Annotated in this window: 26 protein-coding genes; 22 read left to right on the top strand and 4 right to left on the bottom strand. The window is 32.4% G+C overall.

Annotation, left to right across the window (positions count from 1 at the left end):
* Positions 1 to 305 precede the first annotated feature (305 nt).
* From CLHOM_RS10400 to CLHOM_RS10385, 4 genes are all read left to right on the top strand, one after another.
* Positions 306 to 1,214, top strand: coding sequence for a ParM/StbA family protein (locus CLHOM_RS10400; protein ID WP_052221643.1), 909 nt, complete (start codon positions 306 to 308; stop codon positions 1,212 to 1,214).
* A gap of 4 nt (positions 1,215 to 1,218) precedes the next feature.
* Positions 1,219 to 1,509: a hypothetical protein gene (locus CLHOM_RS10395; RefSeq protein WP_052221642.1), complete on the top strand. Its 291-nt coding sequence runs from the start codon at positions 1,219 to 1,221 to the stop codon at positions 1,507 to 1,509.
* Positions 1,510 to 2,304: 795 nt separating this feature from the next.
* Positions 2,305 to 2,814 (top strand): hypothetical protein, encoded by a 510-nt coding sequence (locus CLHOM_RS10390; RefSeq protein ID WP_052221641.1) that lies wholly within the window; start codon positions 2,305 to 2,307, stop codon positions 2,812 to 2,814.
* Positions 2,815 to 2,862: 48 nt separating this feature from the next.
* A complete protein-coding gene (locus tag CLHOM_RS10385; protein ID WP_052221640.1) occupies positions 2,863 to 3,156 on the top strand; it encodes a sodium ion-translocating decarboxylase subunit beta in 294 nt (97 codons plus the stop codon).
* Between the two features lie 120 nt (positions 3,157 to 3,276).
* Here the strand turns inward: CLHOM_RS10385 and CLHOM_RS10380 are convergent, their stop codons facing one another.
* Together CLHOM_RS10380 and CLHOM_RS10375 are read right to left on the bottom strand one after the other, a co-directional pair.
* A complete protein-coding gene (locus CLHOM_RS10380) occupies positions 3,277 to 3,564 on the bottom strand; it encodes a hypothetical protein (RefSeq protein WP_052221639.1) in 288 nt (95 codons plus the stop codon).
* Positions 3,565 to 3,662: 98 nt separating this feature from the next.
* Entirely contained in the window at positions 3,663 to 5,729 is a 2,067-nt protein-coding gene (locus CLHOM_RS10375; RefSeq protein ID WP_052221638.1) for a CHC2 zinc finger domain-containing protein, read from the bottom strand.
* A gap of 372 nt (positions 5,730 to 6,101) precedes the next feature.
* On the opposite strand from CLHOM_RS10375, the gene CLHOM_RS10370 reads away from it, so the two are divergent.
* Positions 6,102 to 6,392: a stage V sporulation protein S gene (locus CLHOM_RS10370; protein WP_052221637.1), complete on the top strand. Its 291-nt coding sequence runs from the start codon at positions 6,102 to 6,104 to the stop codon at positions 6,390 to 6,392.
* 233 nt (positions 6,393 to 6,625) lie between these two features.
* Here the strand turns inward: CLHOM_RS10370 and CLHOM_RS10365 are convergent, their stop codons facing one another.
* Positions 6,626 to 6,871: a helix-turn-helix domain-containing protein gene (locus CLHOM_RS10365; RefSeq protein WP_052221636.1), complete on the bottom strand. Its 246-nt coding sequence runs from the start codon at positions 6,869 to 6,871 to the stop codon at positions 6,626 to 6,628.
* 108 nt (positions 6,872 to 6,979) lie between these two features.
* Here CLHOM_RS10365 and CLHOM_RS10360 point away from each other — a divergent pair, with 108 nt between their 5' ends.
* The 16 genes from CLHOM_RS10360 (at position 6,980) to CLHOM_RS10290 (ending at position 23,116) form a co-directional block, all read left to right on the top strand.
* Positions 6,980 to 7,867, top strand: coding sequence for a diguanylate cyclase (locus tag CLHOM_RS10360; RefSeq protein WP_052221635.1), 888 nt, complete (start codon positions 6,980 to 6,982; stop codon positions 7,865 to 7,867).
* Between the two features lie 506 nt (positions 7,868 to 8,373).
* On the top strand, positions 8,374 to 8,523 hold the full coding sequence (locus CLHOM_RS18345; protein ID WP_161803218.1) for a hypothetical protein: 150 nt from the start codon (positions 8,374 to 8,376) through the stop codon (positions 8,521 to 8,523).
* Positions 8,507 to 8,818 carry a hypothetical protein gene (locus tag CLHOM_RS10355; protein ID WP_052221634.1) on the top strand — a complete coding sequence of 104 codons (312 nt, stop codon included), beginning with the start codon at positions 8,507 to 8,509 and terminating at the stop codon, positions 8,816 to 8,818. Before CLHOM_RS18345 ends, CLHOM_RS10355 begins: the two co-directional genes overlap by 17 nt.
* 142 nt (positions 8,819 to 8,960) lie before the next feature.
* Positions 8,961 to 9,788 (top strand): hypothetical protein, encoded by an 828-nt coding sequence (locus CLHOM_RS10350; protein ID WP_052221633.1) that lies wholly within the window; start codon positions 8,961 to 8,963, stop codon positions 9,786 to 9,788.
* A gap of 279 nt (positions 9,789 to 10,067) precedes the next feature.
* A complete protein-coding gene (locus CLHOM_RS10345) occupies positions 10,068 to 11,735 on the top strand; it encodes a hypothetical protein (protein ID WP_052221632.1) in 1,668 nt (555 codons plus the stop codon).
* Between the two features lie 190 nt (positions 11,736 to 11,925).
* On the top strand, positions 11,926 to 13,947 hold the full coding sequence (locus CLHOM_RS10340) for a type I restriction-modification system subunit M (RefSeq protein WP_052221631.1): 2,022 nt from the start codon (positions 11,926 to 11,928) through the stop codon (positions 13,945 to 13,947).
* The gene (locus tag CLHOM_RS10335) at positions 13,940 to 15,232 is read left to right on the top strand and encodes a restriction endonuclease subunit S (protein ID WP_052221630.1); all 1,293 of its coding nucleotides are present in this window, start codon (positions 13,940 to 13,942) and stop codon (positions 15,230 to 15,232) included. The genes CLHOM_RS10340 and CLHOM_RS10335 overlap by 8 nt, the downstream gene beginning before the upstream one ends.
* A 26-nt stretch (positions 15,233 to 15,258) precedes the next feature.
* Entirely contained in the window at positions 15,259 to 18,246 is a 2,988-nt protein-coding gene (locus CLHOM_RS10330; protein ID WP_052221629.1) for a type I restriction endonuclease subunit R, read from the top strand.
* Positions 18,247 to 18,302: 56 nt separating this feature from the next.
* Entirely contained in the window at positions 18,303 to 18,797 is a 495-nt protein-coding gene (locus tag CLHOM_RS10325; RefSeq protein ID WP_052221628.1) for a hypothetical protein, read from the top strand.
* A complete protein-coding gene (locus CLHOM_RS10320) occupies positions 18,790 to 19,536 on the top strand; it encodes a peptide arginase family protein (protein ID WP_082204398.1) in 747 nt (248 codons plus the stop codon). The genes CLHOM_RS10325 and CLHOM_RS10320 overlap by 8 nt, the downstream gene beginning before the upstream one ends.
* A gap of 41 nt (positions 19,537 to 19,577) precedes the next feature.
* Positions 19,578 to 20,036: a hypothetical protein gene (locus CLHOM_RS10315; protein WP_052221626.1), complete on the top strand. Its 459-nt coding sequence runs from the start codon at positions 19,578 to 19,580 to the stop codon at positions 20,034 to 20,036.
* 140 nt (positions 20,037 to 20,176) lie between these two features.
* Positions 20,177 to 20,545 (top strand): hypothetical protein, encoded by a 369-nt coding sequence (locus tag CLHOM_RS10310; RefSeq protein ID WP_052221625.1) that lies wholly within the window; start codon positions 20,177 to 20,179, stop codon positions 20,543 to 20,545.
* A gap of 26 nt (positions 20,546 to 20,571) precedes the next feature.
* Complete coding sequence (locus CLHOM_RS10305; RefSeq protein ID WP_052221624.1) at positions 20,572 to 21,153, top strand: DUF7686 domain-containing protein; 582 nt, start codon at positions 20,572 to 20,574, stop codon at positions 21,151 to 21,153.
* A 29-nt stretch (positions 21,154 to 21,182) separates the two neighbouring features.
* Entirely contained in the window at positions 21,183 to 21,650 is a 468-nt protein-coding gene (locus CLHOM_RS10300) for a DNA-deoxyinosine glycosylase (RefSeq protein ID WP_052221623.1), read from the top strand.
* A 325-nt stretch (positions 21,651 to 21,975) separates the two neighbouring features.
* Positions 21,976 to 22,707, top strand: a complete 732-nt coding sequence (locus CLHOM_RS10295) for a DUF1444 family protein (protein WP_052221622.1) — start codon at positions 21,976 to 21,978, stop codon at positions 22,705 to 22,707.
* A 142-nt stretch (positions 22,708 to 22,849) separates the two neighbouring features.
* On the top strand, positions 22,850 to 23,116 hold the full coding sequence (locus tag CLHOM_RS10290; protein WP_052221621.1) for a hypothetical protein: 267 nt from the start codon (positions 22,850 to 22,852) through the stop codon (positions 23,114 to 23,116).
* Positions 23,117 to 23,179: 63 nt separating this feature from the next.
* Here CLHOM_RS10290 and CLHOM_RS10285 read toward each other — a convergent pair whose 3' ends face one another.
* On the bottom strand, positions 23,180 to 23,476 hold the full coding sequence (locus tag CLHOM_RS10285) for a hypothetical protein (RefSeq protein WP_052221620.1): 297 nt from the start codon (positions 23,474 to 23,476) through the stop codon (positions 23,180 to 23,182).
* A gap of 205 nt (positions 23,477 to 23,681) precedes the next feature.
* Here CLHOM_RS10285 and CLHOM_RS10280 point away from each other — a divergent pair, with 205 nt between their 5' ends.
* Positions 23,682 to 24,071, top strand: a complete 390-nt coding sequence (locus CLHOM_RS10280; RefSeq protein ID WP_052221619.1) for a helix-turn-helix domain-containing protein — start codon at positions 23,682 to 23,684, stop codon at positions 24,069 to 24,071.

The raw sequence follows: 24,071 nt of genomic DNA, 5'->3' as shown, positions 1-24,071 counted from the left end.
TTGGGGATTTACTAAATACATAATTATATATGGAAGGGTAAAGAGGATAGGGGGGAAGGATTTAGGGAAAAGTGAAAAAAACACTTGAAAATGTATTTGATGATTTAATATAAAATAATCGCCTATTAATAAAAAGGTATTTTACTAAATCAGAATTGAATACCTCCGTTACAATATATTTGTATGCTTACCTAATTTGATAGGTAAGCAATTTTTTTGCAAAAATACTTGAAATTATAAAAAGTAATTAAATATAAAGAACTATAACGAACCTAAAATATATATTGAAGAATGGAGGAATTTGTATGAACAATAGGATTTTATTAGGTTTAGACAATGGTAACAAATGCATAAAAACAAGTGAAGGTTACATCAGTGAGGCGGGATTCATAAAATCTAATAATGAACCAATCTCAACAAGCAACTTGTTAATTTATGAAGGTAAGTTTTACAGTATCGGGAGTAGCAGATTAAGTGTTCAAATGGATAAGACAGTCAATCAGGATGCTTTCATCTTGTCTTTGCCAGCAATAGCAGATGTGATAAATAAAGTAGGAGTAGAAGGTGATGTGGATGTAATCCTGGGAGTAGGGCTCCCGATAGTCAATTATGGAACTCTTAAGAAAAAGTTTCGGGAATATTTTTTAAGGCGGGATATAAAGTTTAATTTTAACAAAAAGGATTATGCAATCAATATAGTTGACTGCCGTACTTATCCTCAAGGGTATTCCGCACTGATAACGGTGTTTAACAGTTACAGAAATCTTCTATGCAATGTTATTGATATTGGTGGATATACAATTGATTTCTTTAAGGTGGAGAATGGAATAATTGATGTTTCATCCTGTTACTCACTTCCCAATGGAATCATTACATTAATTGCTAATATACAGCAGGAACTTTTAAAAACAAATATCAGACTTACGGAAACTCAGATACAGGAGATTATCACAGGAAAAGAACCCGTTCTTTTCGAGGCGGATATTAAGGAAGTGATTAAAGTGATGTCAGAAGAATATGTAGAAAATTTATTAGCGAAAATCCAGGAATATGGATTTGAGTTTCGCAATCCTACTATTTTCACAGGAGGAGGGAGTATGACGCTTAAAACATATATTGAAGAATCTAGTAAAATAAAATATGTAGATTTTCTTGACCAGTTTGCAAATGCTAAGGGCTATAAGATTTTGCTGGAGCAGGAACTAAGAAGGTGATTTTATGGCTGTAAAAAGGATTAATCTATCTTTTTCATTAGATAGGAAAGATGATTTAGAAGTATTTAACATACTATCAAAGCAGAAATATAAAACAGATTATGTAATTAAGGCAGTGTTAAGTTTTACAGGAAAAGGGGATAAGGATTTAGGCAAGGAAGCAATAAAACAGGCTGTAAAGGAGGCAATAGCAGAGTGTGGAGGAATTACCATAGAAAACAAGGGAAAAGAGAATGATAGTTGCATACAACATGAATTGCCTGACGATATATTTGATATGTTTGATAATCTATAGCCTTTAACCTTTATAAGCAGTGAAGTTCCAGACTTCCTGCTTTTTTTTAGATAACATATATGTAATAAATAGGTAATAGGTTACAAATATCCTTAGGTTGTTTTTACTCTTTTCTCCTCACCCCTTATCTCCTATGTCCTAACAGGAGGTTCCCAAATGAACTGGAATAAAAAGTTAGGTACTACAAGGAACTAAGACATTAAAAGTAATGAAATAAAGTGGTATACTCTTTACAAATAACATCCAATATGCTATTTTTAATTTAGGCATTTTAGGAAGTAGTTAGTAAATTAGGTATAACAGGAGAAGTAATTGCTTTACTGCAATTTATTTCTCCTGTTATACTTTTGTATAAAAAGATTTTGTATTTTGATAGAATATCAAGGGGAAGATTAAAACCCGATTTTAGAATCGGTATCCTTATAAGAAGATAAGTAAGAATAAATTATTAGAAATTAACCATTTTATATCAGAAACGGAGCAAATGTGTAGGTTTTGGATAGGTAATAGGTTTAGAAGCGGTTTTGGGGGAATAAGGGGTAAAAAAGTGATTCTAAAATTGAAACAGAGCAGGAGTATGGGGATTATAGGTTAAAGGGGATAGGAGGCTTGAGGTTAGAAGTGTATAGTATATTATAATTAATAATAGTATCAATTTTTCTTACTCATAAAATCTTATCAAAATCTATATAAAAGACTCTATTAATAACTTAGGTTGTACAATATAATAGTAAATATATAATCTTGGAAAAATGTAGCGAAATGGCACATGTAACCTTTATGAGGTGGAGATATATGAAAATCAAAAGCAAAACAATTATTATAGCAGTATTTTTAATAATACCTTTAATACTGTTTTTATCAAGTTATATGGGTTTCCGCAGTCAAAAAATCAATAATGAGCACTTAGAAAGTTTCAAAAATAACCTTATGGCAACTATCCAGCAAAAATCACATTTTGATATGAAAAATATAACTCCTTTTGAATGGGACAGAATGTATATTATACGACCTTATACCAGCAGAACAGAAATGCATGAAAAAGTAGGAACAAAATGGACCACTGCCGATACATATATTGGTTATCTGATATTTGATAAAACATGGCTCGGGGAGCATCCACTGGATGATGACATATTTCAAAAATTAGTTTTTGTGAAAGATAATAAAGTAGTTTTGGATGTTACTCTCAATAGGGGTGATGCTGATTTTACACAAATTAGTAGTCCTGTTATAAATGATAATGCTTTATTTGACATTGATAAAATAGATGGAAGAAATATTATTAAAATAAGTAAGCAATAGAGAATACAATGCTTTCGTAAAAAAGAGTATGTTTGGAGTGAATAAGGTATGAAAAAAGAAAAATCAACAAAGATGATTACTATATTTACTGTTATATGTGCTTTAGTAGCATTTATCAGTTTATTTTCCAGTTATCTGCTGTCATTATATTTATCTCATAAATTCAATATAGATACAAGAGATGCTGGTTCAATAGGAATTATAGGCGGTGCAGATGGACCAACAGCAGTTTATTTGTCAGGTCAGTCTTCTTCGCACTTGTTTACTGCAATCTTTGCATTGCTAACAATATTGGGATTCATATATCTAGTTGTTATCAAATATAAGAAAAATCATAATTAATCCAGAATCAGTTATTTATCAGGAGCAAAGATGTAACAACAGGTTTGTTTGTACAGAAAAGATAATATAACATATTATATAAAAAGGCTTTCCAGTCAAAACTGAAAAGCCATAAGATTATTAATCAGATAACCATTTATCCAGATATTTTATCATCTCACTTACATCTGGATAATGCTGTGAGAACCTTTCAGGTGCCAATTCGGGCACTCTATCTGACAATTTATTCAGCAATTCCTTTAATTCATTCAGTAAATCTATCCCGTCGTTGTAGTTATAATGGTAAACAGTTTCAAGGATGTCAAGGTAATATTCGGCATCCTGATATTCCCTTGAGTCTTTACCAAAGTTCTTGTCTATTGCAGAAAGTATATTCTTAATTTCTTGTTTTAAATTCTTGGCTTTCATACAACCACGTCCTTTCATTTGATTTTAAACAGGATACAGAATTATGGTTTTGAAAGTCAAGTTTTTTTTGATTAAAAAATTTTTAAGATTACGGCTCATTAAAAAGGAATACTGACATCGTCATATATAGGGGTGAAGTTGCCATCATCCAGTACAGCGGTGATAGGGGCTATACCAGTTGAAGAATGGTAACTTTCATTTTTAGGGATATAATCACATACATCAAAATCTTTATTTTTTATTATATTGCCTACAATAGCAGCAATCTGTTTTTTGGAACATTCGTTGTCTATTTTCTTAATTAAATCTAAATCAAATCTCTTTTTCAGATGAAACAGTTGTGCTTTAGAAATGTTGATTAGGTTTTCTCCTGCATTTCTTTCTTCTTGAGCATTGCCTGCGTTAATATTGCTATTTTCTTTTATGGCAGTTTCTGTTTCATCAGTATCCTGCATGTCATGATAATCCTTTGTAGAAAGGTTAAAGAGAATTTTTATTTCTTCTTCTCTAAAGCAACATAATTTTTTTAATACTGCAAGTTGCTGATATGTCATATCCTTTAAATCTATATGCTTAACAATTGCTTCAGCAAAATTAGTCATCTGGTTTATATCTCTTGGGTCAATACATATAATTTCATTTTCAGTGTACAGGCCTGTTTTTAATAGAGTGTTTAAATCTTCATTACTTGCAGGGGTAAAAGAATAGGCTTGTTTTTCCCATAGACTAATTAAAAGCCTTAGCATGTTATCATCACGCAGTTTAACGGAACAATCGGTAATATCTTTTCCTAATTCTTTAAAGGTACTTATAATTCTAATATTCCTGAAACCAAACTGCCAAAGGCGGTAGGCGGCTGCAATGCTTTTGCTTTGTCCAACCTTATGGTCATCATTATCAAAGAATAAGTTAATAACCACATCTTTGCCGAAATATTTATCAATTAAGTATATATGGAAGTCGGTTAAATTTGCTTGCCCTGGAGAAACGGCGTCATATCCCATGCAGGAAAGTTTTATTGCATCTGCAATGCCTTCTGTAATCCATAATGCATTAATGCATTTATTCTTCAGTTCGTAAAGGTTAAAAAGGAAGTTTCCAGGTTTAAACGGAACAAAATTTCTAAAAGCCGTTCCGTTTTTATTTGCTGTCAAGTTATCCTGATAATCGGTCACGTTAAGGTATTTGTACTGTTTTGGAGCATTTAAATCTGTTTGTCGGCACTGGTACCCGACAACTATGCCAGTTTCATGGTCTTGAACGGGAAACAGGACTCTGTCATTCAGCATAAAGAAATCACTGTAGTAGAGTTGCTTCTGGCTAGCCTTATCAAAATAGATAAGTCCATATCTCAAAGCAGTATCTATGTCTATATTATATTTCTTACTCATGAAATCAGAGAGTTTATCGACAGAATTTAATTTATCTGCATTTTGAGTAAAGTCATTAATCAGTTTACTGTTTTTAGCATCCTGAATTGCTTTATCATAATCAGTAATCCCATTGTCAATTATATTCTGGGCTTTATGATGCCTGATGGTCATTTCAAGGTCCAGTGCTTCCAGTATAAAACCGGGCTTGTTTGTAGAGTTGGAAGGAGAAACCTTGAAGGAAGGCTTTATTTGTTGTTCTTCTCCTTGGCATTGGCGGCCTTGCGATTCTGCTGTATAAGAAAAATATCTTTCAGGAAGCAGCCAGATATTACAGTAATCTGTATATCTAAGGCTATTTGTTTTATGATAGCGTTCCAGTATTTTATCTTTTAACTTCTGCTCAAAATCAGCGATTGAGTTGAATCCTAGATTCAGCCCAGCAAAGTTGTTTGCAGCAAAAATTTTTGCTTCGTTGAGGCTGTTCCTACCTGAGAAATTTTGCATATACATGATAAATTCAAGGTATGTACCGCTTTTACCGCAGGCGTTGCAGTGAAAGTTCCGTTTGTTGTCATTAAGAGAAAGAGAGGTAGGGTTATCTGCTCCAGAATGGAATGGGCAGACAAAACGCCCTTTGTTATATTTCCCTTTAAGCCTGTAAAAATCCTTTAACTTTGCAGCAGTGAGAGACTGCTGGATTAGAGGTTCAATATCATTAAGGTATTGAAATATTAATACACCAACATCGTGAGATGTCTTTTTGGCAATGATGTTATCTAAACTGCTGTTCATAGGCTATTCCTCCGTTCCGTAATTTTTAATGAACGTATTATAGCCATAAATCAGTGTATTTCAAGAGGAACTTTATTTTGTAACAAAAATGTAACAAAAAAATAAAGCCTAAAAATTTGACAAACTTAAAAATATGGTTAATATGTTATTAATACTTCAAGGTACTTCAGTTCAAGAAAACTTTGCGAAACATTGAGAGACGCCTTGAAGTTAATGAAGTATGAAGTATTAATGAAATATTCTAATCAATTTTAGTTTTGGCTCAATTCTTGTTTTGAACTGAAGTAATGAAGAATGAAAATTAATACTTGAAATGCCTTATATTCAATCCTTAATATGCAATACAAAACAGATTAAGGAGGCATATAAGGCATGGATAATATAAAGGTGCTTAAAGTTGCGGGAGACAGCAATATCAATGCTGTTGTAGATGCAGCATTAGAAGAGATAAAGCAAAACATGGCTGTAAATATCGATTGTATCGGCATGAAGGCCGGCTATCAGACGGTAAAAGTTCTAATTTCATTTACGGAAAGGTTAGTTAAGATGGGCTACAAATTTTATATAAGACCTTTTTATGTAAAGGTGGACACAGTAACCCATGAAAATGATGCTTTCGCTAAGACAGCCATACGCTGGACTTTAATTGCAAAAAAGAAATAATATTAGTTCTTGTACAGCCAATGAAAATATGGTAACGTAAAGGCATATTGCCGAAAGGGGCACACCTTTCTTATACTGCATCTAGAGGTATAAGGGAGTGTGCTTTTTTGTTATAAATGAGGGATAGAAGGTAAAAATAAAGGCACAAACAAATATCTACTAATGACATAGGGGTAGGTGGATGAAAGAATCAGTGTTAGATTCATAAGAATAGGTGTATATTGAAACAAAACTTATTTATCTTGACCTAAGAGCCAACTGACGCTTACATTTAATACTTGAGATAAGGCTACCAGTTCAATATCGGTTATAATTCTTTTCTTCTGTTCGAGTTTTGAAATACTTGCTCTATCCACATAAACTGCTAATGTCTCAAGTTTTACTGATAGTTCCTGCTGCGTCATATTATTTTTTAACCTTGCAATTTTAACTCTAGAGCCTGCAATATTGCGTTCTTCGGAATCTAATATTAATTTCATCAAACATACCACCTTTTGTTCTTTATTGGAACACTTGTATTTTATCCGAAGTTGTGCAATAATATGTTCTAATAAAGAACAAACTTATAAATTAGGGGGCTAATTGTAATGCATAAGGAAAGATATGGAACTGAGGAGATAATTCAAATTGTTTTGAATCATGAAAATAAGATTCAGTACAGCAGCATTAATAATGGAGAAGCCTATAATCACCTTAAAAAATTGCATATTTTTGATAGGTTATCTGAAAGTTCATATGTTCAATTTAGTTATGGCAAGCGTTGGGTGACCATTAATAAAATTATTATTGCCAACCAAAAGTATTATGTAATTACCATTGATTCAAATAACTATAAATGCAGTAAGTTATTAATAGATTCAGTTACAGGATTATACAATAGAAACTATTGGCAACAGATTAACGATGGTTCAATATATCATCATCTTTATAGCAAAAAAGATTTCTCCCTAATATTCATAGATATAGATAATTTAAAAGAAATTAATGACACTTTTGGTCATTTAGTAGGTGATAAGGCAATTGAAATAGTAGGACAGGCGATTAAAAACAGTATAAGAAAAGAGGATTTAGGTATAAGGTATGGGGGCGACGAATTTATTATTTTGCTTTTTAATCAGCATAAAAAGGCAGCGAAAAGAGTAACAGAGAGAGTTAGGAGAGAGATTCGTAAACTAGCAGTAGAACAAGGGATGAATATTCAAATCAGTGCGGGAATAGCCTGTACTGATTGTTTAGTAGATTTGGAGGATATGATAAAAATGGCAGATAAAAATTTATATAGAGAAAAGGAAAAGAAGAAAGAACAAAAAGGACAGAATAATGAAGTTAATAATTTAGCAAAGGAAATTAGAGAAATAAGAGATGAACTAAACAGAAAAATTGATGGAAAGAGCAAAATATTTACTAGTACAGAGATATTAGAACTAAGTCAGAAGTTAGATAAACTTATTGTAAATTATTTGGGAAAGAAGTAATATGTTTTATTTATCTTATCTTTTTTGTGGTATGAAAATCCATCAAAACCCCTGTAACTTAAGCCTTTACCCTAACTCCACTAATATACATAATTATAGGGTTAAGGTTTTAAGGATAAAGGGCTAAGGATATAAAAAAATAAACTTGACAAGGATACCCAATTATATATAAGGTATGCCCATCTAATAGTGGTTTCAACAAGCATCCTTTTCTTGAAAAACTGTCTACTTTTTTAGTAGACAGTTTTTTGATGCCAAATTTAAGCATAAATAGTGTCAGTTATTAAGAAAAGGGAAAAAGTTTTTTAAAAAATATATAAAAATAGGACTAAAGACCTATGAAAAATCCATTCTGCCTATTTTTCATGTGTTATGCTCAAAAATAGAAGGGGAGAAAAACGAGATATGGATTATTAAAGAAGTTTTTTAAAATCTTGCAAATCACCTTACTTTTTAAAAACATGTGTTATGTTCAATAAAAGAGGGTCGGAAAAGGAGATGATTCTATGGTAAGGATTAGGGCACCAAGTACCAAAGAAGTAAAAGAGGCATTTTGCCGAATGCCCCTTTTACAGTGGAAATTTATAAAAATAAATTTATTAATAAGTATTATATCAAAAAGCAAGGGAGAAATGAAATATGAAAAAAATAATTAATCGTAAAGTTTATAATACAGAAACGGCGGAATTATTGGGCAAATACTGGAATGGTCTTGGCAATGATGACTTTAATTATTTGCATGAAGAATTATATATAACCAAAAAAGGTAATATGTTTCTGTGTTATTCAGGTGGTGCCTTATCAAAGTATGGGGAGTCAGGTTATGGATGTGGATGGGGGACCGAAGGTATTATTCCTTTAGAACCAGAGGAAGCATATGAATGGCTTGAAAAAAATGATTGCAATGAAGTAATTGAGAAGTATTTTGCAGATAAATTAGAAGAAGCATAATAAATTTACTGTAAAAGTGGATTGAGAGCATTTTGTGGGAATGGCTGGGTGCTCCGTTATATAGACGAATTTCGGGGCACTTCCAGCATGATAAAAAATGGAAATATGATTTCAATATTAAAAATAAGAGGAGAGATGTATTATGAGACAATTAGAAATGGTAATTAGTGCTGAAAATAAAAAGACAGTTAAGGATAGAACAAGTAAAAGACTAATCAGAGTCAATTATCTCCTATCTGAAGATGGCAGGGAGGCGGAATTGTATAGTGTTGTTAGCAAAGGTATGCTCCAAAGTATTCAAGTTGAAGCAGAGCATGATGAAATTGCATATTTGGAAGAATGTAAATATGATAAAGACTGCTATAATATAGGGTTTTACTGCATTAAAGAATTTATGAATTCAATGGGTGAATTCGAAGTTACCGGCATACCAACAGAATACTACGATTATGATGAAGAATGTAGATGCTGTACAGGGAATCTAGTCATTAAGTTCTTTAGTAAACCCATGACATTTGAAGAATTATTATCATGGGAAAGAAATAGACAAACAAGACTAAAGCAAGACGAAGGAAATATATTGCAAGATTATTGTTTGAAGAAGTTTGAATGGAACAAAGAAATGATAATTTGGACAAAAGAATATGGAAGCAATAGTTTAAAGAACCTTTCCAATACAACAAGTCAAGCAGATATTTTATATATATACGAAAGGGCTCAGAGGGAACTGCCAGATTTTGAAATTATTCCGAGAGAATGGTTTGAGTATAAGGTCCTTAATACAGGAGCAATTAACATACCAAACATTGATGTAATCGAAGCAGAAATTCAGGAGTATAGAAAGCAAGGATATGATGCATCAATTAAGAACTTAATAAATGATGAAGAAGATAAGCCGATTTCTGTAATATTTATTGAAAACTATCTAGGGAAAAACACACTGATGAAGCGTATAGATGAATTAATTTAAAATATAGTAAAGAAAATAAAAGACCCTAGTAAAAGAAAAGCAGAAGGCAGCATTAGGTAAAATGCACCTTCTGCAAACAAAATATGTACTGAATAAAACATCTATAACAAATTATTTATTGCTAATAATTGATAAGTAGTCCAAATAAAAGCACACTCCTTAAGAGATGTGATTTTATTATAACAGATTAATGGTCGATAAAATGCCGTAATTCTGTTGAGGATTATAAAGATATGTCGTAAAATGGAATTAACAGTATTTGGACAAAGGGTGATATCTGTGAAAAAAGAATCTAGAGATGTAAAGAAAATAACAAATGTAGAAGATATAATAGAAGCCCATAAAAGAGCGATAAAATTGGTACCTGTAAATTGGAAGGGCAGAGAATTAAAAATACCTGTTTATTATAGCATGAATGCTGCAATCGCTTATGAAAAGGCCTTTGAAGAAACAGAAAGTTATAGAAAATCATTCTGCACAATGGTTTTGAAGATAATCAACAATAATAAAAAAGTTATTTACCAAGAAGATGACTTCCCTATTCTTGGTTTAGACGACATAGAGGGTTTATCAGATAATGACTTGCAAAAAGTAGGAGAAGAAATAATAAATAGTTCAAACTATTTAAAAGGATTTGCCGAAGAAGTACCTGAGGAAACAGATGACTTCTTCCAAAAATTCTATTTGATACATAAAAAAGAAACAGAAAAGTATAGAGAACATATAAAAAAAGTAGCAGAGCAATTAAAGCCTAAATTAGATTTTGCTGACTACTATAAAAACTTACTGCCAGGCATAGAGTTAGTATCAAAACTAAGTAGAATAACAGAAACAGTAAGACCTCCTTTGGTTGATATAGCAATATATCAAAACATTATAGGCAATTCTGCGTTGACGGAATTGGCGGCTACTGCAAGTAAGATGGGGAATATGATAGGTACATATATGGAAGTTATTAACCCGATACAAAGGAGTATAAATAAATCGATAATAGAAATGCAGTCTGTATTAGTGCCAACAACGAGTATTATTAATGAAACAATTAAAAACTATTATTCTGAAATAAATGCAATAAGGGATATATTGCAGCCAATCAACATGGAATATGTTAAAACGGCATTAGAAAGTCAAGAAGCACTTAGAAATGTCATGAATAGTGGCATTCAGAGCCATATGCAAGCATTTGGAGCAGAATTAAACAAAATACTTAACTTCACACATCATGACAAGTTATTTAATTTTGCAAATGTGCAGCAGGATATCATTGGCAATATAAGGCCGTTTTTATTGGAGACACAGCAAATTCTGTTTGCAAGAAAAAATATTAGCGATAATTTAAATAAAAAGGCAAAAACCATGCTCCAATTTGGATGGTGGTTTATTAGTTCCCTTCCCATAGAAATAATTAACTATATCTATAAAAATAAAGAAACTCTAAAGCAGAAAGATGTAGATAAAATAATATCTGACTATTATAAATCTGGTGAATACAAAGAACTTGAAGAGATAATAAACGAATGGAATGAATTAGAGTATTTTAATAAGTGGGAAAAGAAGGTTAATGATGCTTTCTATGCTCATAAATTAGAAATGTATTCTCTATCAGTTCCAGTATGGGCGCTAATGATTGAAGGTATCATTCGGGACTTTATGAGGGGAAATTATGATGTAACGGCATTTAAATTTGGTATCTTGTATGACAATTTTAAAGAGAAAGCAAAGGAACTAGATGGATTTATTGTTAGTTATGCTTTTAATTGTATGGATTCATTCTATGTCAGATTTAATCCCGAAAAACCAGATGGGGTACATGATTTTAGCAGGCACAAAATATTTCATGGACAGGCTGTTAACTATGACACTGAAATAAATTCATTAAAATTGATGCTGTATTTAGATGAACTATTTTATATGGCATTGTCTTTGAAAAATTCTATTATTGCATAATAAAGGACTAATTATACATGCCTTTGGCATGTTTCTTTATATGCAGTATTGCACCCTATATAAGATGTAATATGCAAAGGAAAACCTAAAAAGATATAGAATATTAAAGTATAGATGATATAATTTGGTATGTAGATATTAATGCTGAATTTAATATACCCAAATTGGGAAATTCATAGGAGTGATAGATTTGATTAATTTTCAAGATAAAATTAACTTTATATGGAGTATAGCAGAACTTTTAAGAGGTCCTTATAAAAAAGAACAGTACGGGGATGTAGTCTTACCTATGGCCGTACTAAGGAGGTTTGACTGCGTTCTTGCAGCCACTAAAGAGGAAGTACTTAAAAAGTATGAAGCATTAAAGAAGTCGGGGCTGCAAAACGTAGACCCTGTTTTAAATAGGATTTCAAATCAGGAATTCAATAATACCAGCAAATATGATTTTGAAAAGTTATTAGCAGAGCCAGATAATATCTCAAATAATTTAAGGAATTATATCAATGGCTTTTCCAAGAATGCTAGGGAAATCATAGAGTATTTTGATTTTGATAAGCAGATTACAAAACTTAATGATAATGACCTGCTTTATCTTGTGATATCTGAATTTAATAAAATAGATTTGCATCCCGATGTAGTAAGCAACACAGAAATGGGGTACATATTTGAAGAACTGATAAGAAGATTTTCTGAACATGGAGAGGCAGGAGACCACTACACCCCTCGTGAGGTTATAAGGCTCATGGTAAATATTCTCCTAAACGAAGATAATGAGGAACTGACTCAGCCAGGACTTGTTACAACTGTCTACGACTGCTGTGCAGGGACAGGAGGCATGCTTTCAGTTACAGAGCAGCATTTGAAAGAATTAAATCCTGGAATACAAGTAGAATTGTTTGGTCAGGAGATAAATCCCCAATCCTTTAGTATCTGCAAATCCGACATGCTTATAAAAGGACAAAATGCAGATAACATCATCTTAGGAGACAGTTTTACGGAGGATGGACACAGGGGTACAACTTTTAGGTACATGCTTACGAATCCGCCCTTTGGCGTGGAATGGAAAAAAGCAGAGAAGTTTATTCGTGAAGAATATGAGAAAGACGGGTTTGATGGTAGATTTGGTGCGGGTCTTCCCAGAATATCTGATGGTTCTCTTTTATTTTTACAGCACCTAATGTCTAAAATGAGGCAAGATGAAAAAGGCAGCCGTATTGCCATTATCTTTAACGGTTCACCATTATTTACAGGGGATGCAGGTTCAGGAGAATCGGAAATCAGACGCTGGATAATTGAAAATGATATGCTGGAAGGGATTATTGCACTGCCCGACCAGTTATTTTATAACACCGGCATTTCTACTTATATTTGGATAGTAACCAACCGTAAGAACAATGACCTAATGAAAGGTCCTGTAAGGACAGGGAAAATACAATTGGTCAATGCAGTAGACTTCTATCAGAAGATGAGGAAGAGTCTTGGAAATAAAAGAAATGAAATCAGTGAGGAACAGATAAAAGAAATTACGAGGATATATGGGGATTTTAAAGAAAACGAATACTGCAAGATTTTTGATAATGAAGATTTTGGTTATCAAAAAATAGTAGTGGAGAGACCCTTAAGGCTTAACTTCCAAGTAACTGAAGAGAGGATTAATAATTTATACAATGAAACGGCTTTTAAGAAACTTGCTGAATCCAGGAAGAAAGGCCAAGCAGGGCTTAAAGAAATAGAGGAAGGCAAGAAAACTCAAAGGCAAATAATAGACACCTTACAAACAATGGATGCTAATGTTCTTTATAAAAATAGGGATACCTTTACCAAGGTACTTAAAAAGACTTTTAAAGCAGCAAATATTAATTTGAACATCCCTCTATTAAAGGCTATATTATCTGCCTTATCTGAAAAGGATGAAACAGCAGACATTTGTGTAGACAATAAGGGTAATCCAGAACCAGATTCAGACTTAAGAGATACTGAGAATGTACCGTTGAAAGAGGATATTCATGAATACTTTGAACGGGAAGTAAAACCTCATGTTCCTGATGCCTGGATAGACGAAAGTAAGACTAAAGTTGGATATGAGATACCGTTTACAAGGCACTTTTATAAATATGAGCCTCTAAGACCTTCCGAAGAGATAGCAAAGGAGATTAAGGAACTTGAGGAGAGTATTCAGGAAAGGTTGAGGAAGGTGATGGGGGATGAGTAAGTATAGGAGATATGAGAGGTATAAGGATTCAGGAGTTGAGTGGATAGGGGAGATACCTGAGCATTGGGAGGTTAAAAAATTAAAGCATATATCTAACATTACAATGGGTCAATCTCCCAAATCAGAAGAGTGTAGTCTTGATGAAATAGGATTGCCATTTTTACAAGGAAATGCAGAATTTACTAGTTTGCATCCGATACCTAAAATGTATTGTAATACTGCTAATAAATTTTCAAAAATCAATGATATACTTCTTTCTGTAAGGGCTCCTGTTGGAGCAATGAATATATCTGATAGAGTATATGGCATAGGAAGAGGACTTTGTGCAGTTACGGCAAATAAAGTTCAAGTAAGGTATTTATGGTATAGCATGAATGTTAGCCTAGAAGAACTTTTTATTAAATCTAAAGGTAGTACATTCGAAGCAGTTACAGTTACAGATGTTAATAATTTACTATCAATTTTACCTCCTAAAAAGGAACAAATCGCCATTGCCAATTTCCTTGACCAAAAAACCACTGAAATAGATGGTTTAATTGCTGATAAGGAAAAATTAATTGAACTATTACAGGAAAAGAGACAAGCGATTATAAGTGAAGCCGTTACAAAAGGACTTAATCCGAATGTTAGGATGAAGGATTCGGGGATTGAGTGGATAGGGGAGATACCAGAGCATTGGAGACTTTCAAAAATAAAGTATGAATCATTAATTAATAATAGAACATTAAGTGAAAGTACAGATGATGATTATGAAATAGACTATATTGATATAAGTAGTGTAACATCAATAGGTAAAATTGATGGAATTCAAAGTCTAATTTTTAAAGGTGCACCTAGTAGAGCCAGAAGGATTTTATCTAAAGGGGATACCATAGTATCTACGGTTCGAACATATTTGAAAGCAATAGCCTTTATTGAAAATGCTCAATCAAATTTAATATGTTCTACAGGATTTGCAGTTTTAACTCCATTATCAAAAGTTGTTCCAAAATACTTGTTTTATCTAATGAGGTCAGAAAAGTATATTAATGAGATTGTTTGTAGGTCAGTGGGAGTTAGTTATCCAGCAGTTAATGCTTCTGATATTGGTGCTTTGGAGTGTGCTTTACCAGATAGAGATGAGCAAATGTACATAGTAGAGTATCTTGATAATTGCATTACTCAAATTAACGAATTGGTAAATGATATAGAAGCACAAATCAATAAACTCAAAGAATATCGCCAATCCCTTATCTCTGAAGCGGTAACAGGTAAAATTGATGTAAGGAATTATGCAGTAGGTTAATTTAAAAAACTAAAGGGGGGTCTTAAATGGCTAAAACTCCAGTGGAACTTACAGAAAAGGGCTTTGAAGAATATGTTGAAGAACATCTTTTAAAATCTGGATATGTGAAGGGTAATCCTAACAACTATAACAAAGAGTTTGCTCTTGACACAAAAATCCTATTTGACTTCTTAGAGGATACTCAGCCCAAGAAAATGGAGCGATTGAAAGAAATCTATAAAGACCAGTATCAATTTAAGGTGTTAAACCGATTAAATCGGGAACTTAATAATCGTGGCATGATTGATGTATTAAGGCATGGGATTAAAGACTATGGGGTATACTTAGACCTTGCTTATTTTCAGCCTGCCAGCAAATTAAATGAGAAAACAGTTAAACTTTACGAAAAGAATCGCATATCTGTTACTAGACAAGTACGCTACAGCACTAAAAACGAAAACAGCATTGATATGCTCATCTGTATCAATGGACTTCCAGTTATTGTACTTGAACTTAAAAATCCTTTCACTGGTCAAACTTATGAAGATGCAATAATTCAATTTAAGAAAGATAGAAGCCCCAATGAACTATTATTCCAGTTTAAGAAAAGAGCCATTGTATTCTTTGCAGTAGATACCGTGGAAGTCTATATGGCTACAAGGCTTTCTTGGGAAAAGACTTTCTTCTTACCCTTTAATAAAGGCTGTGATGGAGGAAAGGGAAATCCTGATAATTCTGATGGACTTAAAACTGCCTACCTTTGGGAAGAGATACTCCAAAAGGATAGCCTGATGGATATACTAAAGAAGTTTGTATTTATAGAGACCCAAGAAAAGAAAGATATAGATGGTAATATATATACCTCAGAAACTATCATATTTCCAAGATATCACCAATTGGATGCAGTAAGAAAAATGGAAGCCGATGCAAAGGAAAAGAGGGTAGGAACAAATTATCTTGTACAGCACAGTGCAGGTTCAGGAAAAACCTACTCTATTTCTTGGCTTGCCCATAGACTTGCTAACCTTCATGATGATGAGGATAATCCTGTATTTGATTCTGTGATTGTTATTACCGACAGAAGGGTTTTGGACAGGCAGTTGCAGGACAGCATTTATCAATTAGAGCATAAACATGGGGTTGTTGAAAAAATAGATAAAGACTCCAATCAATTGGCTGATGCTATTAAGGGTGGGACAAGAATTATTATTTCTACCCTGCAAAAATTCCCATTTATTATTGAAAAGGTTGGGGAATTAGAAAATCATAAATATGCAGTAATTATAGATGAAGCCCATTCCAGCAGTGCAGGAGAGAATATGGCTTCTCTAAGGGAAGTGCTATCAGTAAGCAGTCTTGAAGAAGCAGCAAAACTGGATGAAGAATTAGAAGGCAAAGAGTACGACCCAGATGAAGAGATATTAAAAGTCATAAAGAAAAGAGGAAAACAGCCCAATATCAGTTTCTTTGCCTTTACGGCAACACCTAAAGCAAAGACTCTTGAGATGTTTGGAACCATAGGTGAAGATGGACTACCCCATCCCTTCCATTTATATTCTATGAGACAGGCAATTGAAGAAGGATTCATACTAGATGTACTTCAAAACTATGTTACATATGAAACCTACTTTAAACTGGCAAAGAAAATAGAAGATGACCCTGCTTTTGACAAGGCTAAGGCCACAAAAGCACTTACAAGATATGTTAGTCTTCATCCCCATAACATTGCTCAAAAGACTGAAATCATGGTAGAACACTTTAGAAACGTAACTAGACATAAAATAGGGGGAAGAGCCAAGGCAATGGTTGTGACCAGTTCTAGGCTTCATGCTGTACGCTATAAGCATGCTTTTGATGAATATATCAAAAAGAAAGGCTACAGAGATATGAAAACCTTAGTAGCCTTTTCAGGAACCGTAAAGGATGATGAAGTAGATTATACTGAAAGTGGTATGAACAAATTTAAGGAGTCTGAACTTCCAGACCGCTTTGCCACTGATGAATATCAAGTGCTGTTAGTTGCGGAAAAGTATCAGACAGGCTTTGACCAGCCCCTTTTACATACTATGTATGTAGACAAAAAGTTGTCGGGAGTTAAAGCAGTACAGACTTTATCAAGGCTTAACAGAACCTGCGGGGGAAAAGATGATACCTTTATCCTTGACTTTGTAAATAAGGCAGAGGATATTCAAGAAGCCTTCAAACCCTACTATCAGGCAACTATCGTAGAAGAAGTGACAGAGCCCAATCTTCTTTATGATATTGAAACTATGCTAAATGCATCTAGCGTGTATTTAAAAGAAGAATTGGATAGGTTTATTCATATATACTTTAAGCCAAAGGATAAAAAGACTTCTGGAGACAGGGCAATATTAAACCATTTGATAGATATAGCCGTAGAAAGGTTTAAAAAGTTGGATGAACAGCATAAAGAGGATTTTAGTAGTCAAGCAACGAAATTCATAAGACTTTATTCCTTCATCCTTCAAATCACGCCTTTTGAAGATGTGGAACTCCATAAGTTATATGTATACTTAACATATCTACTTAAAAAACTGCCAAAGGAAAAAGGTTCTACTATTCACCTAGCAGATGAAATTGCTTTGGAGTATTATGCTGCAAAAAAGACATTTGAAGGGAGTATTTCTCTAACTTCTGATGATGAAAATGTACCAGTTACACCTGTAAAATTTGCAGGAACAGGAGTAAAAGAAGAACAGGAAGATTATCTTTCAAGTATTATTCAGCGACTTAATAATCGGTTTGGAACGGATTTTACAAAAGCCGACCAGTTATCTGTGGAGCAGATTAAAGAGGATTTTGCCGCTGATGAGGATTTGGTTCAAAAGGCTAAAACAAATACTATTGATGATTTTAGGTTTGCTTTTGAGAAAGTTTTTATCAATAAAGTTATTGATAGGATGGACCAGAACCAATCCTTCTTTACCCGTGTTTTGGATGATGAGCAGTTCAAAAATGCTCTTATGGAGTATATGCTGGTTGAAACTTATGAGAAGTTAAACAGCAGGGCGTAGTTAATTATATTGAGGAAAAACCGTACAAAATTACTTTAATAGATAGGGGCGTGGCTATGGAAAGATGTAAAATATCAAAAAAGATTACATATATCGATATTCATAGTTCACGCCTTGAATCTGACATTTTACCGTTACTTAAAAATGAGGTTTTCCATGTTACCTCTGTAGAAAATCTTTGTCAGATATTAAAAGATGGTAAAGTGATTTCAAATGCTGATAAAAAATTTAAGTACTCATACTCACAATCTGAGAATAGTTATGGAAGGAAAAGAGGCTATATTTGTTTATTTGACCTAAGGAATAAAGAAGAAGATATTATTTATGATACTTTGGATAAATATTATTTTTTACATCCAACTCAATTTCAAAACAAAGTTGTTTACTTGATTTTGAAGAAAGAATTATATTGCAATCTCATTGAAAATGGTGCAGCAAGAACTGAAGTAGGTTATAGGGAAGTTTATATACCATATACGGAAGTGTGGTGCCCAGATGAAATTCTTCTTGAAAATATAAAGAAGATTATTATTACTAGAATTTATCAATGAGAGGGGGATTATTATATATAAAAATATAAAAGGTAAAAAAGTATTTATAGAAGAGCAACATCAGTATGTTTTAAAGCATTGGATAGATTATTATAAGAGGGAACTATTTCCGCCAGTGCTTATTACACTGGACCAGCATACAGATACTTTACTAGCATTTAGATATTATTGCTGTGACAAATGTGAAAATACAGGACATACTTATGACTTTGATAAAGCCAATCAAATGGCTATTGATATGCTTCAGGATTCTAATATCGATGATTTATCATTTATAAAGAAATTAAACAATGATGAACATATTGATTTTGCTACGAAAAAAGGTATTATATCGAAGGCTTTTGTTATAAGTTTTGAATGTGTTGATGATAAATACGACCCTGAAAATGATAAAATTTACTATATACCTAAAGACTTTTATAATAAGTATTTGGGAATGGCTCAGGATAATAACTATGAACGAATTCTATCGGATAATTGTATTGAAGATGATGATTTATCTATTTGTCTTAATGAGATTCCTGTAGATTATCACCCAAATTACATATTAGATATTGATTTAGATTTTTTTCGAACCGCCAAGTCTATCAATCCCAATAAGAAAGAAGTCTTTTATCATTTGATTCGTCAGGCTAAAATCATAACAATTGCAACGGAGCCAGACTACATAGAAAAAGGTATCACAGCAGACTATTTATTGAGTAAAATACTTTATCATATAGAAGAAGCCATGAAGTAAATGGTTATTACTAAATATAATAAGGACAAGGATGATAATATATGAATTCTTTTTTTATAGAAAACATTATTAAGGAATTTAATTGGGATATTATCACTAGTATGTACGGCAATTCCCATAGTTCTATTATTGGATTTTTGTCAAGCGAATGGATTAAAAAGTCCTCTGACCATTCTGTGTTGGATGGTGCCCCTTCACCTTTTGTAGGTAAGGGAAGAAAAGGACAAAAGAATGCAGATATCCTATTATGCAAAGGTGATAAACCATTTATAGTAGTTGAGGTTGAAACGTTAGTATCTAAATATTTGGAGAAGATAGATTCAATTGCCTCTTATATTGGGAATACAGAAGATTATGACGGGATTAGTTTTGGACTATTAGTTATGCTTAATTATACAAATGGTGGAAACAAGTATAAGCATAATTGGCATGATGTAAAACAATATGCCATAAGTAAAGATATCCCGATTGCATTTGTTTCTATTGAAAAGACAAGGTAGATTTAGGGGATACTGTTTTAGACCATTTAAAAAGAAGGAATGAGTATTATCCGTGGGAAATCAGCAGCATAGATTATTGGGCTTATGGAAGTGATAGAAAGATAATTGAAGGTAATTTATTTAAAAGATATGAAGCATTTATGTATAAAAAAAACGGGAATAAGGATGTTAAAATACAAATTTTAAATGAAGAAATAGAATTAGTAATAAATAAAATGGGACTAAATAAATTTACAGTTCTGGACTTCTATGATTATATAAAAGATAATGAGAAAGATTTGCTGGAACGATTAGATTCAGCCTTTATGAATACTGAGAGCAAGAAAGGATATTCACCTTTAAATTATATAAGCAACCGTTTAGTACATTATTCAAGACAAAATGATTCATTTTTAAGTCCTCACGTTTCTTATGAAAAAGGTAAAGATAAATGTTTTATGAAGGTTTCTGAAAAAGACAAAGAAAGATTTAAAAGCGATTATATTGCAGTTTTTAAATTAAAGGACTAAATAATTAATAACTAAGGAGAAGGTCTATGGAAAGGTGTCAGTGGTGCGGCAAAGACTCTAGCGGGTATGGCATGGTAGTTTTAACTATAAAAGAAGATGAGCCATCTCAATTGATATGCGAAGATTGCTACAATAGGTATACGGCAGATATGCTTGGAGTCGAAGACTATAAGGATTTTGAAAAAGAAGCAACCTTTAAAGATTGTGATGGTATAGACCACTACTTTCAAGTAGGAAAGAAGATTCATCCAACAGGTATTTGTTGGAAGGCAGTAGAGTTTACAGGAGTAGATAAAATAGGGTATTCCTTTGAGGTACATCAGGATTTTGAAGAAGATTCAAATGATGCCTTGAGAAGGCTTTATAAAAAGATAAGGAAAGGATTATCACAAAAGTTCATAAAAAGAGAAGTATTCCAAGGACATGAACTTATCTCTTTTAAAGACAATCTAGTAGAAGGGCGTATTGAATGGGATGATAGATACGACGATAGAACACCAAAATTTATTATTGATGGACAGGAATATAGCCTAGAAGAAATCGGTAGAATGATGATGTCCTGCGAAGGATGGAATTTTAAATTAGAAATTATAGAACCTACAGAATAAATTATAGTATTTGATTTGAGAGGAGAAAAATGACTACATCTTTTGAACCAATTATTGATAAAAATTGTAAAATACTAATTTTGGGGACTATGCCTAGTGTAATGTCCCTTGAAAAACAACGATATTATGGAAATAAGCGAAATCAGTTTTGGAAGATAATATATGGGCTTTTTAATAAAGAAGTTGAAGAAGATTATGAGAATAGGAAGACATTCTTATTGAACCAACACATTGCTATTTGGGATGTGTTGAAAAGTTGTGATAGAGAAGGAAGTAGTGATTCAAAAATAATTAATCCTGTTTCTAATGATTTTGAAACCTTTTTCAACCAGTATCCTGGCATAAAAACAGTATTTTTTAATGGGAGTAAAGCAGAGGAATTATTTATAAAGTTGGTAATAGGGAAAATGTGTTTTAAAGAAGGTTTATTATTTTATAGACTACCGTCTACCAGCCCTGCAAATGCAATACGATTCAAAGATAAGTTAGAACAGTAGAAGGTTATTTTATCGTATTTAGGATTCATTGATAATAGACATTAAGCATTTATAGTAATAGAACCTTGGTCTGGAATCAAGAATCTTGGTTTCTGTAAAAGAGCATATATTATCATAAGGAATAAGGTTCAAAGAATAAAGGGTAAAAGGGGACAGAAACAATATTTAAATCTAAAATAAATACGTTGCACTAACTAATGATATAACGTAAAATATAGGTATACAGAAGGAGAGCATATTCTCTTATACGGCCAGCATATGCTGGAATAAAACGTGAGGGAGTATGCTTTTTTTGTATTTCAAATAATTGTTTAGGAGGTATGCAATGCTTTCATTTACTGATTTTTCTAATAAGATAATCACGGATTTAAATAAACGTTTTTCTGAAGTCATTATGGAGGGCAACCATCTAGTAGTAAAGTTTGGTCCTACGAGCATGTCTATACCATTCAATACTATGTACAAGGAGTATCAGTCAAGAAAGGATTATAGGGAAACTTTAAAATCATATAGTAGAATTTTTAATGATATTTTGAGCCAATATAAATTTAAAATTGATTATAAGAATGTTTATCCTATGCTTAAAAGCAGGGATTTTAGACAAAGAGAAAATAATATTCAATTTTACAGAGAACAGGCCTTTGCAGATATAGATACACTTTATGTTACAGATGCAGGGGAAGTGTTCAGATTTGTATTAAATAGCGATGATGTAGATTTTGAAAAGGTGAGAAAGAGGGCATGGGAAAACTTAAATAAGATAACAAACCCTTTAGTTAAACTGGATAAGATGCTTGATATATTCTGCCTTAAGTATTCTACAGATTATAATTCCACTTTATTACTAAGTACTACATTACAGAAGCAAATATATAAGAAAGTAGGGCAGGAGTATCTCTTTGCAATTCCTTCATCAACTACACTAATCGTAGTCAAATTGCGTCATGAATATATAAAAATTATAGAATCACTGATTATGATAGATAATGACCCGAATAAGGTTTCAGACAAGGTTTATAGGTGTAAGAATGGGGTGCTTGATATTGCATCTGTTTAACAGTATATTAAGGAGTAGAAGGAATAAGGGTTAAGTATAGTTATAGAGGAAATCACAAAGATTTATTCTAATTTGATTTAGAGATAGTAATTTCATATAATATAATAAGATATGTAATATGTGGAAAAGGAGATATGGTAATATGAATAAGGTAATAATTGAATGTGCCGAATTGGTTGATAAATATGAATTAAATAGAGATAGCATCCTGAAACAGTTACAGTCTATGGAAATAGATAAAGGAATAGAGGATTTTATTATTGCATACAATGATGACTTTCGGTATACTTTGATTGGTGAAATCAAGAGCAAACAGGTAGTTTTAACTAATATTGAAAAGGCTATCGCTTTTGAAAAGATGGATAATACGGGTTTATACGAATTTATAAAAAAGGGACAAGGGAAATAGGAAAATTAGGACAAAAGAAAAGGCTTTGGGGATAAGGTGTATATCCTACAAAGCCTTATTTTATTAGCATTTGGATATCTCAAATTTTATTTTCTCTAAAAAATTCCTTATAGTAGGAATATTGTTCAGCAGAAGTTTGTACTCACAAGGTTCTACTTCCTGCTGAATTTGATTTAGATACTGCTCAACTGCTTGGAGATGGGATAGGGATAAGGAATCATAAGTAGTAGGATTAAGAAAACAAGTGACTAATACTGTGATTGCTTTACCTAATTTCCACGCATCCATATTTCCTAATGTTCTATTCACAACCTGTTGCAGGTAATTTAGTTCCAATCTCAAAACTTCTAGATTTATCATAATGACCACTCCTTCACGAAATTTGAAGCATTATAGCCATAGGTACACGAGAAATCAAATTATTTGAGATAAAAGTTTTAAAATTAATAAAATAATTCATGGCATATAACTCAATATTGTAGTAATAAAATGTTACATGGGTGGATATAATATTGACACATGACAAACAATAATGTAATATAATATTACAAAGGAGGGTTTAAAGATGGCAAAGGAAATTCCTATTGGATTAAAAATAAAGGCTATTAGAGAAGCAAGGGGATTAAGTCAGATTGAAGTAGTAGAACGACTTGTTGAAAGAGATGTTAATATGAGCAGAGAAACATTAAGCAAAATAGAAAACGGCAACAGGACTGTATCGGCTGTGGAGTTAAATGCTCTATGCAAAGTTCTGAATATAGATATAAACATCCTATTTGAAGATGATGAAGATGATGATTTAGTTACATTATTCAGGAAGAAAAATTTTTCAGAGAAAACGATTAAAGAAGTAGAAAAACTTCAGGATATGGTAAAGGTGTTTATTTATCAAAAGAAAATATATGCTGGGGAGTTTAAACCACAAGAGAGAAAGCCACTATGGGAGGAGTGTTAA

Origin of the sequence: Clostridium homopropionicum DSM 5847 (genome assembly GCF_001263795.1) — a bacterium.
GTDB lineage: Bacteria > Bacillota > Clostridia > Clostridiales > Clostridiaceae > Clostridium_H > Clostridium_H homopropionicum.
The sequence above is the reverse complement of the archived record's forward strand: the minus strand, read 5'-3'. Positions and strand labels throughout refer to the sequence as shown.

Bases quoted from the DNA above. Each gene is read 5' to 3' on its own strand.
- CLHOM_RS10400 (WP_052221643.1), top strand. From the start codon at position 306: ATGAACAATAGGATTTTATTAGGTTTAGACAATGGTAACAAATGCATA.
- CLHOM_RS10395 (WP_052221642.1), top strand. From the start codon at position 1,219: ATGGCTGTAAAAAGGATTAATCTATCTTTTTCATTAGATAGGAAAGAT.
- CLHOM_RS10390 (WP_052221641.1), top strand. From the start codon at position 2,305: ATGAAAATCAAAAGCAAAACAATTATTATAGCAGTATTTTTAATAATA.
- CLHOM_RS10385 (WP_052221640.1), top strand. From the start codon at position 2,863: ATGAAAAAAGAAAAATCAACAAAGATGATTACTATATTTACTGTTATA.
- CLHOM_RS10380 (WP_052221639.1), bottom strand. From the start codon at position 3,564: ATGAAAGCCAAGAATTTAAAACAAGAAATTAAGAATATACTTTCTGCA.
- CLHOM_RS10375 (WP_052221638.1), bottom strand. From the start codon at position 5,729: ATGAACAGCAGTTTAGATAACATCATTGCCAAAAAGACATCTCACGAT.
- CLHOM_RS10370 (WP_052221637.1), top strand. From the start codon at position 6,102: ATGGATAATATAAAGGTGCTTAAAGTTGCGGGAGACAGCAATATCAAT.
- CLHOM_RS10365 (WP_052221636.1), bottom strand. From the start codon at position 6,871: ATGAAATTAATATTAGATTCCGAAGAACGCAATATTGCAGGCTCTAGA.
- CLHOM_RS10360 (WP_052221635.1), top strand. From the start codon at position 6,980: ATGCATAAGGAAAGATATGGAACTGAGGAGATAATTCAAATTGTTTTG.
- CLHOM_RS18345 (WP_161803218.1), top strand. From the start codon at position 8,374: ATGGTAAGGATTAGGGCACCAAGTACCAAAGAAGTAAAAGAGGCATTT.
- CLHOM_RS10355 (WP_052221634.1), top strand. From the start codon at position 8,507: ATGAAAAAAATAATTAATCGTAAAGTTTATAATACAGAAACGGCGGAA.
- CLHOM_RS10350 (WP_052221633.1), top strand. From the start codon at position 8,961: ATGAGACAATTAGAAATGGTAATTAGTGCTGAAAATAAAAAGACAGTT.
- CLHOM_RS10335 (WP_052221630.1), top strand. From the start codon at position 13,940: ATGAGTAAGTATAGGAGATATGAGAGGTATAAGGATTCAGGAGTTGAG.
- CLHOM_RS10330 (WP_052221629.1), top strand. From the start codon at position 15,259: ATGGCTAAAACTCCAGTGGAACTTACAGAAAAGGGCTTTGAAGAATAT.
- CLHOM_RS10325 (WP_052221628.1), top strand. From the start codon at position 18,303: ATGGAAAGATGTAAAATATCAAAAAAGATTACATATATCGATATTCAT.
- CLHOM_RS10315 (WP_052221626.1), top strand. From the start codon at position 19,578: ATGAATTCTTTTTTTATAGAAAACATTATTAAGGAATTTAATTGGGAT.
- CLHOM_RS10310 (WP_052221625.1), top strand. From the start codon at position 20,177: ATGTATAAAAAAAACGGGAATAAGGATGTTAAAATACAAATTTTAAAT.
- CLHOM_RS10305 (WP_052221624.1), top strand. From the start codon at position 20,572: ATGGAAAGGTGTCAGTGGTGCGGCAAAGACTCTAGCGGGTATGGCATG.
- CLHOM_RS10300 (WP_052221623.1), top strand. From the start codon at position 21,183: ATGACTACATCTTTTGAACCAATTATTGATAAAAATTGTAAAATACTA.
- CLHOM_RS10295 (WP_052221622.1), top strand. From the start codon at position 21,976: ATGCTTTCATTTACTGATTTTTCTAATAAGATAATCACGGATTTAAAT.
- CLHOM_RS10290 (WP_052221621.1), top strand. From the start codon at position 22,850: ATGAATAAGGTAATAATTGAATGTGCCGAATTGGTTGATAAATATGAA.
- CLHOM_RS10285 (WP_052221620.1), bottom strand. From the start codon at position 23,476: ATGATAAATCTAGAAGTTTTGAGATTGGAACTAAATTACCTGCAACAG.
- CLHOM_RS10280 (WP_052221619.1), top strand. From the start codon at position 23,682: ATGGCAAAGGAAATTCCTATTGGATTAAAAATAAAGGCTATTAGAGAA.